The sequence below is a fragment of the Haloferula sp. genome (assembly GCF_049672945.1).
Lineage (GTDB): Bacteria > Verrucomicrobiota > Verrucomicrobiia > Verrucomicrobiales > Akkermansiaceae > Haloferula.
The window spans coordinates 19542-30463 of record NZ_JBATWY010000228.1 but is presented as its reverse complement, the minus strand read 5'-3'; the positions used below and the strand labels follow the sequence as shown (position 1 = coordinate 30463).

Annotated in this window: 7 protein-coding genes; 3 read left to right on the top strand and 4 right to left on the bottom strand. The window is 59.1% G+C overall.

The annotated features are described in order from the left end of the window. Positions 1 to 1445: replication restart helicase PriA (gene priA, locus WBG04_RS20075; protein WP_424316505.1), on the top strand; the 1445-nt coding region annotated here is incomplete at its 5' end. 245 nt (positions 1446 to 1690) lie between these two features. Here the strand turns inward: priA and WBG04_RS20070 are convergent. Then, positions 1691 to 2560 carry a hypothetical protein gene (locus WBG04_RS20070; RefSeq protein ID WP_424316504.1) on the bottom strand — a complete coding sequence of 290 codons (870 nt, stop codon included), beginning with the start codon at positions 2558 to 2560 and terminating at the stop codon, positions 1691 to 1693. Between the two features lie 371 nt (positions 2561 to 2931). Between WBG04_RS20070 and WBG04_RS20065 the strand changes: the two genes are divergently transcribed. Further along, complete coding sequence (locus tag WBG04_RS20065) at positions 2932 to 4491, top strand: hypothetical protein (protein ID WP_424316503.1); 1560 nt, start codon at positions 2932 to 2934, stop codon at positions 4489 to 4491. Between the two features lie 153 nt (positions 4492 to 4644). On the opposite strand, the gene WBG04_RS20060 is transcribed toward WBG04_RS20065, so the two are convergent. After that, the gene (locus WBG04_RS20060) at positions 4645 to 5763 is read right to left on the bottom strand and encodes a Gfo/Idh/MocA family protein (protein WP_424316502.1); all 1119 of its coding nucleotides are present in this window, start codon (positions 5761 to 5763) and stop codon (positions 4645 to 4647) included. Positions 5764 to 5960: 197 nt separating this feature from the next. Here WBG04_RS20060 and WBG04_RS20055 point away from each other — a divergent pair, with 197 nt between their 5' ends. After that, complete coding sequence (locus tag WBG04_RS20055) at positions 5961 to 7661, top strand: potassium channel family protein (RefSeq protein WP_424316500.1); 1701 nt, start codon at positions 5961 to 5963, stop codon at positions 7659 to 7661. A 97-nt stretch (positions 7662 to 7758) separates the two neighbouring features. Here WBG04_RS20055 and WBG04_RS20050 read toward each other — a convergent pair whose 3' ends face one another. Continuing rightward, positions 7759 to 9885 carry a hypothetical protein gene (locus WBG04_RS20050; protein ID WP_424316499.1) on the bottom strand — a complete coding sequence of 709 codons (2127 nt, stop codon included), beginning with the start codon at positions 9883 to 9885 and terminating at the stop codon, positions 7759 to 7761. Between the two features lie 212 nt (positions 9886 to 10097). Next, positions 10098 to 10826, bottom strand: a complete 729-nt coding sequence (locus WBG04_RS20045) for a glucosamine-6-phosphate deaminase (protein WP_424316498.1) — start codon at positions 10824 to 10826, stop codon at positions 10098 to 10100. Between the last annotated feature and the right edge of the window lie 96 nt (positions 10827 to 10922).

Here is a 10922-nt window from a genome sequence, read left to right as displayed (position 1 = left end):
CCCTCACCCCCCAAACCGTCCGCCGCTTCCGTGCCCGCTTCGCCCACGTCCAGGAACAAGTCGCCGTCCTCCACTCGAACCTCTCCCAAGGCGAGCGCTTCGACGAATGGCACCGCATCCGCAAAGGCAAAGCCCGTATCGTCATCGGTGCCCGCTCCGCCGTCTTCGCCCCGCTCCCCGACCTCGGCCTGATCATCGTCGATGAGGAACACGAGAACACCTACAAGCAGGACCAGATCCCCCGCTACCACGGCCGCGACGTCGCCGTCCTCCGCGCCCACCTCGAAGGCGCCACCATCGTCCTCGGCTCCGCCACGCCATCGCTCGAATCCTTCCAAAACTGTCTCGACGGAAAATACGAACTTCTCCGTCTAACAAAACGTGTCGACTCCCAAGCGCTCCCGCTCATCCGCGTCGTCGACATGCGCAACGAAGGCCGTAAGACCAAAGCCAACGACACCTTCCTCTCCGAACGCCTCCGCATCTCCATCGAAAAGAAGATCGCCAACAACGAACAAGTCATCCTCTTCCTCAACCGCCGCGGCTTCGCCCGTTCGCTCCAATGCCCCTCCTGCGGCTACGTCTGCGAATGCCCGCATTGCTCCGTCGCCCTCACCTACCACCGCACCGACGACCGACTCCTCTGCCACATCTGCGGCCACCAGGCCATCGTCCCACGCAAATGCCCCGAGTGCCGCGACAACGGCATCTTCCTCCAGGGCTTCGGCACCCAGAAGGTCGAGGACGTCCTGAAGAAGGTCTTCCCTACGGCCCGCATCGCCCGCATCGACGCCGATGCGATGCGCAAAAAGAACGCCCTCCGCGATCTCCTCAACGCCTTCCAAGCCAAGAAGATCGACATCCTCATCGGCACCCAGATGATCGCCAAGGGCCTCCACTTTCCCAACGTCACCTTGGTGGGCATCCTCAACGCCGACATCGGCCTCCACGTCCCCGACTTCCGCGCCGGCGAACGCGTCTTCCAACTCCTCACCCAAGTCGCCGGCCGCGCCGGCCGCGGCGAACTCGAAGGCGAAGTCATCGTCCAAACCTTCACCCCCCACTCCCCCAGCATCCAGTTTGCCCGCCACCACGACTTCGACGGCTTCGCCGAGCAGGAGCTCGAAATGCGCAAGCAATTCCACTTCCCCCCCTTCACCCGCTGCGCCGTCCTCACCAGTCGCTCGACCCACGAACGCCTCGCCGAGTTCACCCTCGAAACCCTCCACCGCCGCCTCAAGGAAGGCCTCCCCAAGAGCATCCTGTTAGGCGATCCCCTCCCCAGCCCTTTGGTCAGAAGCCACGGCCAATTCCGCTTCCAGCTCATGCTCCGCGCCGCCAGCGCCCGCACCCTCGCCACCCACGTCCAGTCCGCCCTCAAAAAAACCACCCTCCCCGAAGAAGTCACCGTCGTCTTCGACATGGATGCCTGGAGTTTCACCTGAGCAATATGGAGAAGGAGTTTTTAACTTCTTCCGCCTCACCAAGAGACCATCAACCATCCGCAAGGCACCTCCTCCCACTCAGCGTCCTCCCCCAAACGCACCACGGACTTAAATAGTCCGTCTCCCTATTCCCGCCATCGTCTTCGCCATGAATACCGGAGCGCGTTCATCCTGAACGCTGCGGCTGATGGACATTCTGTCCATCAGCGCCACCACAACGCCCTCAACTTCCGGGCGACAGCATGTCACTCAATTTCGCCCAAAAGCCATTTGAAGGCTTTGACCTGCACCGATGGCGGAGGCACTTGGTGGCCACCTTCAAAGGCAACCACCGCCACCGTGCAATCATGCTCCTGAAGAATCTCGATGTCCCGGTCCAGCCAAGCATTGGCAGCCTTGTCTTCATCGCCATTCACCATCGCCACGCGCATGGCCGGGTAATCCCGGTTCCAGTTTTTCTCACCGCCGAGCCATCCGCCATTTGAATAAACACCAGTCCAAGTTTCATCCGGCAGGTCGCTGGAAAGATTGAAGGAGCGCCAGGCACCTCCCGAAGATCCCCCCATGAAATCCCGCTCCGGATCGTGGGGAACAGTTGCCCTGATGATCGGGAGAAGCTCACGAAACCGCCTGATCGAATCGCGTTCTTCCATGTGATTGCGGAACACGTCACAAGCAACGAGGGTCATCTTCACCTCTTCCGCCGCTTTGATATGGCGCAGCAGAAATCGAATGCCCTTACCGTTCGCACTGAACAAAATCATCATTGGGCGCGCGGTGCCGACGGGAATATCCCCCGAGGGATGGTAGACATGGAAGGGAGTCGTAGTCGTTTCACCCTTCCCCTCATAGTGCTCGATCCTGCCACCAAACTTCTCCGCTGCATCGCCCAGTTCCTCAGCGAACTCGATCCACTGGAGCACCCATGCCCGATCAAGAGCGGAAAGACTGTCAAGTGGCACAACGACCACCTTACCTTGATCGCCCTTCAGAGTTACTGTTTCTGCCGTTTCATCGACATCATCAATCTCACCTCGAAGCTCAGTTCCATCTTTTAACTTCCAATCCCTGATCTCGGCATTCGCATATACGCCTGTGATCAAACATAGGTGCAAGGCGATAGATTGAAAGACGTGGGGAAAGAGATACCGATTTTTCATGGGATTTATCAATAGGGGATGAGGCCGAAACCGCCTCCTGACAAGACTCTTTCTCTCGATCTCCAAGTCTCGACAGATTAGAAAACCGCCAACCGTACCGAAGACGGCTTGCCTTCCAGGTTTTCCCAGCGATGCCCACGGCGCCGAGCATGCCCTCAGCACAAGGGATGTTCTGATACTTCGAGGGCGCGGCATCCAAGCCTCCATTCACCAGAACGACAGCCTTGAAATCCGATCCCTTGGGATTTGCCGGTCATTGATTCACTGAAACTTGGTTCTTCCGGGAATGGGTGAATCAGTTACTTTTGCGACTCCAAGACTCCTCCATGCCGACCCTCCGCTTTCTCCTTCAACTCACTGTCGTGCTTTCCACGGTCAGCGCGCTGAAGGCTGGCGGAGTCACGGTGATCACGCACGGCTTCAATAGCGACGTCGACGGCTGGATTCTGCCGATGGCCCAGCGTTTCAGTGGGCGCAGCGACTTTCCCGGCAGTGATCTGACCTGTTACATCATCGAAATCGGTGGCAGCGACGGAGCTTATACCACCACGGTGAATCGCGTGGATGGTCCACCGCCCGATCAGTCCGACACCGGCGAAATCGTCGTAAAGCTCGATTGGTCGAGCATTTCCACCGCCGGAGCTACTTCCTCGACTGATGTCGCGATCCCCGCTGCAGCGGCCCTGCTTTCGACGACTCTGATTCCGGAAAACGGGGGCCGCCCCCTCGCCGAACTGCCCCTTCACCTGCTGGGCCACAGCCGCGGCTCATCGGTGGTCAGTGAGATCGCCCGTCTCCTTGGAGCCGAAGGGGTGTGGGTCGACCACATGACCCTCTGGGATCCGGTCGACAGCACCTTTGGAGATGCCACCATCGGAGTCTGGGAGAACGTGCTCTTCGCGGACAACTATTACCAACAGTTCGGTGAATTTCTCATTCCCCAAGGACGGTCCGTCGCCGGTTGTTTCAACCGGAAGCTGACAAACCTATCAGGAGGCTACGGCTACTTCTCCGGCGGAAATCATAGCGACGTCCACGCATGGTATCATGGCACCGTCGAACTTGGTCCCGACGCCAACGATGGAAACATCGACATCACCAACTCAATGCGGAGCACTTGGTATGCTTCCGCCGAATCCTCCGGCGCCACGGGCGGCTTCCACTACAGTCGCATCGCAGGCGGTGACCGCCTCAGCCATGCAAGGCCCGGCGGATCCGAGTCCGGACAGGTCAGCGATGGATACAATAGGATGTGGGACCTTGGCGGCGGCGTCTCAGCAAACCGCAACAGCCTTCCAACACCCGTCGATCCCTGGCCAAATCTCATCATCGCCAGGAGAAGCACCGTCGGTTCTCTAACAGGGGGTGAAACGTTTCCCCTCGAAATCCTGTACCAGTCCGAAACAAGCAGCGTCGGAGACCCGACCCTCAGCCTGTTCCTCGATCCGGATCCCAACCCCTGGAACGGAAACGAAATTCTGCTGTCTTCGGAAATCCTCAACGGCTCTGGATTCAACAGCATCCTGACGACCACACCCGCCCCACTACTCCCGGCAGAGATCGATGGCAGCTTCTTCTTGCTGGCCCGCATCCACGAGGACGGTCGCACCCGCTATCTCAGCCTGCACGAACCACTTCAGATCACTGCTGCAATACCGACACCAAACATCGTCCCGGGAAGCCTGCGTTTCGAATCCGGGCTTTTCACCCTGACGATCAACGGCGTCCCCGGACAGCAGGTGATCGTCCAGGCCGCCACGACATTCAGCAATTGGCAGAGCATTGCCACCCTCACCCTCGAGGCTTCCGTTCAGGACTACAGCGACCCAGATAGCGGTGACTTTGACCGGCGCTTCTACCGCATCGGCCTCGCCACGACTCCATGATTTGGCATCGAGAACCAAGTCCGTAGAAAGTAATGGTCAAAGTGTCCACGGCCTTTCCCGTTTCGGCGCCTAAGGGAGCGCGTTCATCCTGAACGCTGCGGCCCATGGACATTCTGTCCATCCGCAACGCCCCCACTTTCGGGCGACGGGATGTCACCCGCACCCAGTCGGCAGAATGCCAACGCTCCGTTCCGGCGACACGGCTAGCGGGCGACTTTCGGCTCGGGCAGATGCCAGGCACGCATCGGTCACCAACTGAGTCCTCCAAGCGATCGAGGGCCAGTCCTCACGCCTGCGTCCGTTCAGAACCTCATCCGAAAAGCTTCGGAACATGTGGGTCTCCTGAGATCCCGGATTAGTCTCAGTGCCGAGTTCCATCCCACTCCCTTCCTTGGGGACACGCTGATGTCCCACTTCGTAGGCGGTATCGATCTGGCTCGTGGGGATCACAAAATCGGAACACCGCAGCGTGCCCTGTTCGCCGTTCACCACGACCCACTGCTGCCCGTCCACTCCGAACGAACAGTAAAATCCACTCGAGACACCACCTTCAAAAAAGAGCTCGCCCGAGAATTCCAACGGGCTTCCCGGCTGGCCGGAAACGCTCGCAGCTTCACTCAGGATGCGGCCCACCACCCTCACAGGGAGTTGCCATTTCATGACCCACAGAGCATAGCGAATGCAGTACCAGCCGAGGTCACCGAGACAACCCAGCGGTTCCAGCTCGGACTGCACCCGGATGTTCTCCTGTTGAAACTCTTTTCCCCCAAAAAAGCTGAAGGCGGATTGAATCCGACGCACCGATCCAATCTGCTCAGCATCGTTCAGCACCGCGCGGATCCGGTCCATCCGCTCGTTGTGCATGAACATGACACCGTCCATGAATTGTACGTCGCAGTCTCGGCAAACCTTGAGCATCTCCTTCAGTTCCGCGGCGTTGATCGCACACGGCTTCTCGCAAATTACATGTTTCCCGGCTTCGGCAGCCCGGATCACCCATGCTTTCCGAAGGGCGGTCGGCAGTGGGATGTAAATGGCGTCCACATCTCGGCGCGCGATCAGCGCCTCGTAACTTCCAAGCGCCTCGGGTGGATCAGCGAAGGGACTGACCGCCTGTTGCTCGTCAATGAAACGGCGGCAGCGCTCAAGGTCCCTGCTGGCGACTGCCGTCACCACCGCATTCCCCGTCAATCGAATCGCCTTCCAGTTCTTCGCCGCGATGCCCGCGGTGCCAAGAATACCCCAGCGCAAGGGATGATTTGATGCTTCCATGCCTTGGCATCCAAGGCTCCATCCACAAGGAAGTCAGCCTTGAAATCCTGATCCCTTGGGATTTTTCAGTTCTCGAACCATGGACACCCATCGTATCCACTCGAAGTTCCGCGAGCATGCCCCGAACCCGACCTGGACGGATCTGCTAGACTCCCCCATCCCTTCTGACCACGATCCCAGCCTGTCGTGACTGCTTCATGAAATCCCTTCCCACCATCTTCGCCGCGTTCCGTGAAGACCGAACGGACCGCATCAATCTGCGGGCGCTCATCAAGCTGCTGCTGATCCTGCTGAGCCTCGTCGTCACCTACAGCATCCTGTTTCACATTCTGATGCTGCGCGAGGGTCAGGAGCACACGTGGCTGACTGGCTTCTATTGGACTCTCACCGTCATGTCGACGCTCGGCTTCGGCGACATCACCTTCCATTCGGATCTGGGCCGGCTGTTCTCGGTCGTGGTGCTCATCACCGGGGTCGTCTTCCTGCTCGTACTGCTCCCCTTCACCTTCATCGAGTTTTTCTATGCCCCCTACATCAGGGCTCAGGAGAGAGCCAAGGCTCCGACCAAGGTTCCCGAAAATACCGAAGGCCATGTGATCATGACCAACTACGGTCCCGTCGCACGCTCACTGATCCGCCTGCTCAACGACTACGGCTACCCCCACTTCGTGCTCACCTCGAATCTGGAGGAGGCCCTTGATCTTCAGCGCAAGGGACTGCCCGTCATCCTCGGCGACTGGACCAACCCCGATAGCTTTCAAAGACTCAACATCGAAAAGGCCAGGCTCATCGTCACGACTCTCGACGACGTCACCAACACCAACATTACCTTCACTGCCCGCGAACTCTCGGACAACGTCACCATCGTCGCATCCGCCTCCACCGGTGGGGTGCGCGACGCCCTCGAACTCGCAGGGGTCACCCATATTCTCCAACTGGAGGAACTGATGGGAGAGACACTCGCCCGCCGGGTGATTGGCAACGACGCCAAGGCTCATGTGATCGGCGCAATCGACGACCTCCGCATCGCTGAAACCGGGATCGCCCGCACTTCCCTCCCGGGGAAAACCGTGGCCGAAAGTGGGATCTCCGAGAAAACCGGAATGGTCGTCGTCGGCCGCTGGGACCGCGGATCCTACTTTCCCACCGATCTCACAACTCCGCTCAGGCAAGAGTCGATCCTTCTGCTTGCGGGAACCGACAAGCAGATTCAGGAGTACAACGACGTCTATGGCGTCGCGACCGAAGAATCCTGCAAGGTCGTCATTGTCGGCGGAGGCCGGGTCGGCCGAGCACTCTCACGGGCCCTCACCAACGCTGGAATCGAATGGGTCATCATCGAAAAGATCGCGGAACGTGTCCTCGACATCGAACACAAGATCATTGGCGACGCCTCCGAGTTCGAAGTGCTGGTGGAAGCCGGGATGCGTGGGGCCGCTTCCGTCATCATCACCACCCACGACGACCCGACAAACACCTTCCTCACCATCTTTTACCGACGTCTGCGCAATGACCTTCAGATCATCTCCCGCTGCACACGGCCCGAGTCCGCCTCGCGACTCCACCGCGCGGGCGCCGACCTGGTCCTCTCCTACGCGTCGATGGGGGCAAACACGATTTTCACCTATCTTCGCGGCAGCGGTACCGTGCCTCTCGGTGATGGAGTGAACGTCTTCACCACCCATGTTCCCAGCTCCCTGGCTGGAGTCACCATCGCGAAATCAGAGGTCCGCTCGCGTACCGGATGCTCGATCATCGCCTTGGAAATCGACGGCCAGCGGCAGTTCAATCCCGGGCCTGATCAATCACTTCCCAAAGACGGCAGCCTGGTGTTGGTGGGATCCCCCGAGGCAGAACAAGAGTTCCTCAAGACCTACGAGCCGGACACGAAACCGTAGGAGCCCATGTTTCAAACCATGGGACAGCGGTGCGATGTGCACCTGCGAACAAGAAGAAATTCGCCACATGGAAGCAAGCGGTGCCTGGGAGGCTGCCTCAGGCGCCGGAAACAGGCGACAAGGTGAAGTCCTTGATCGAGAATCCCTTCGCGTATCCCTCGCTCTTATGGGAAAATCGAAGCACGTTCTTGCCTTTGACCAGCTCGACTTCCACGGGCGAAGTCGTGTCCCACATGCCCACCGTAAACGGCAAATCCATCTCCACGGGCTGAGCGACTTCGTTGGCGGCGACCATCAGACTCTGCTTCCAGCTTGGAGTTACGACCTTTGCAGTAATTGCATACCGGCCGGCCGCCGGGGCATCAAAGGTGTACTCGAAAGCCTGGCCACCACCGTTGCGGCTGTAGTGCAGTTGCTTCCCGCCGAGACGGCTGTCCATGAAGATGATCTTGCCGTTGCTCTGGGTCGGCTTGCTGGTCGCGGCAGCAGGAATCGTGATCACACCCGTCGGATCAACGCGGATCTGCCGTTCCTCTTCCGTGATGGTCACTTTCGCAATCTCGACCACTTCCTTGGTCTCATTCGCCTCCGCAATATCCTGCCCAACCGCATCCAGGGTCTTTGACTTGGCCGCCTCGATGATCCCCTGCTGGGCGTAGAGCGAAGCGCCATACCAGAAGGCGGGATCCCCGGAGTGGAACCCGAATGTCCGGGGCTCGCCCATCAGATCGCCGATCCACTGGGCGCGCTTCACCTGCATGAAGGGCTCGCCGGTGGCACGTGCCTGCGTGTTCGCGAGGAAATCGAGATCCTTGTCGTAACGACCCTTCGTCCACCCGCTGCCCCAGCCCGCGCCAAGACAGGGCACCCAGCCGTCGGGCGTCCAGTGGACGAGCGCCGCGTGGCCACGCTGCGGACGGGCAGTCGTCGGGATGCCGAATGCGCGAAGAATAAAGCGACCAAAGAACGCACGCCGGCCGCAGATCCCGCCATTCATCAGGATGTTCTGGAAGAACTGCAGCTCGTCCTGGTCGTACTGGTTGTCCTGCGATCCGTAGCGGATGTCGCTGCGCACGATTTCCACGTAGCGCCAGCGGTAGTCAGGTTTGGTCACCTGATCAGGACGGTAGTTGCGCAGCATTTCCCGACCCCACGTGAGGATCTCATCGGGCTCCTCACCATCCACGACCATGCGATAGTCCCAAACGCTCAGGTTTTGGAAACCCGGATCAAGCTCGCCATCCAGAAAGGCCTTTTCAAAATGGAGATAGCGTCCAACCGGATCCACATGCATCGGGGCGTCAGTGTCGCCCACCGCACTCCGCTGCATGATGGGCACCGAGTGTTCGAGACTGGTTGCCAGTGCCAGGCGCTGCAAGGTGCCCTCGCTTGCCTTGCTGCTCGCTTTGAGGATCTCGCAGTAAATTTCCATCGCCCGACCGTAGTGGCCGTCCCTGGCACCGTCCGCGACGGCCATCTGCTTCAGCAGTTTCTCATCAGCAAACATCAGTTCGACGAGTTCCTGCTGCGACTCGCCCTGTTGGGCAAAGGCCGCCAAACCGTGTGGCGTGGCTTCCAGCAGCACGACGTATCCCGCCAACATCGCATCCAGCTTGTCGCTCGAAAGCAGGGTGCTGAGTCCCAGGTTCTTGAAGGCTGCCACGGTCCCGTCCTTCGCCTGAACAAGCGCTTCCTCCGTTTCCTTCAATTCGTCCTCAATGTTCGACCTTTGACTCTCGAGCTGATCAAGGACCGCTTGCCGTTCGTCGAGCGCTTGAAGCCCTTCCTCGCGGTTCTTCTCCCACTTGAGCAACTCCTCCTCCGCAGCCTTCCTTGCCGCGTCGGTCTTCGCTTCCTTCAACTTCGCTTTTGCCGCCGCGATTCCCTTGTCCGCACCGCCAATCCACTTGCCTTTGGCGTGAGCCACCAGAGCCTTGGCTGTCGCAATCTCACCCTGGCGTTTTTTCGCGGCTTCCAAGGCGGCGGTCGCCGCTTTTTCGGCCTCGCGGGCCTTCAGATAAGTGGACTTCTTTTGGGCATCCACAGCGGGAATGAGCTTGGTGATCCGCTCCTTCAGAGCCATCAGCTGTCCAGCATACTGCTCCTCGAGTTGCTGACCGTGCTCGGTAAGCGCCACTTCCGAAGCGGGCTTTTTGTTGGCCGCCAATAGGCCAGGCATCGCCATGGTCACAGCGACCGACAGCATCAGGAATTTTTTCATCATCTTCGAAGGGTTTGTTGCTCGGGCATGATTGGCAAGAATGCCACATCCCCAGGAGAAAGCTCTCACCGCTTCAGGGAGAACGATCGCATCCCAACTAACGTCCGAAATCGGCGAAAGTATCAATTAAATGAGAATCGTTTCTCAATCAGGTCTCCGAAACGGAGAGTCATCGCCTCGGATACTCTCGAAAACGGACCTTCGATCCCAAGAATTCAGGACCAAATCGCATCGACCTCGGCAAGGACGATCCGGACATTTCCATGAAGCTGGAGAAAACTGGCCGGACAGGCCTCCGACACCGGTCCCTGCAAGGCTTGCCGGATCGCCGCAGCGGACTCCGACCCCCAGCCAATCACCACGATTCGCTTCGCTTCGAGCAAGGTCGCGATGCCCATGGTCATGGCATGCGCCGGAACTTCCTCTCCTTCGGCAAGCTCCGATGACAGGACTCGGCGCATGTCAGAGCTCAATGCGACACGCCGAGAGCGGGAATCGCCGCTCGATCCCGGTTCATTGAAACCGAGGCTTCCGTCGGGAGCCACCGTCAAAAGCTGCCAATCGATCCCCCCCATCCCCTTGATTTGCCGTTCATACGAAGCGGCCTCCTCCTCAGCGCTGCGAAAATGCCCAGAGAGCATCAGATTGCGGCCAAACCTGACTTTCGAAAAGAGCTCGTAATGCATCGGACGGTTCCGGCTGTTTTCTTCACCCCGCCCGCATCCTTCATACTCGTCGGTCGAAAAGGTGGTCGTTCCTCGAAAGGACAGCCCCTCGATGCGGTGTCGACGAATCCATTCCTGATAGAGCGGAAGCGCGACCGATCCCGTCGGCAGGCCCAGCACCGCACCAGAACGGATCCGGGCATCGACCTCATCCGCCACCGCCAGGCAGGCCGCCTTGCGAGTGGCGAGAATATCGATCGGACAGGTCGTTCCTTTCATCTCAGACAGCTTGGGTAATTCAACAAATCCAGCCATGCAGCACATGCCGCGCCTGTTACTTAACAAAACTTAATTAATATTCAAGGACGCATTTTG

Coding starts and splice junctions, on each gene's coding strand:
- WBG04_RS20065 (WP_424316503.1), top strand. CDS start 2,932: ATGCCGACCCTCCGCTTTCTCCTTCAACTCACTGTCGTGCTTTCCACG.
- WBG04_RS20060 (WP_424316502.1), bottom strand. CDS start 5,763: ATGGAAGCATCAAATCATCCCTTGCGCTGGGGTATTCTTGGCACCGCG.
- WBG04_RS20055 (WP_424316500.1), top strand. CDS start 5,961: ATGAAATCCCTTCCCACCATCTTCGCCGCGTTCCGTGAAGACCGAACG.
- WBG04_RS20050 (WP_424316499.1), bottom strand. CDS start 9,885: ATGATGAAAAAATTCCTGATGCTGTCGGTCGCTGTGACCATGGCGATG.
- WBG04_RS20045 (WP_424316498.1), bottom strand. CDS start 10,826: ATGAAAGGAACGACCTGTCCGATCGATATTCTCGCCACTCGCAAGGCG.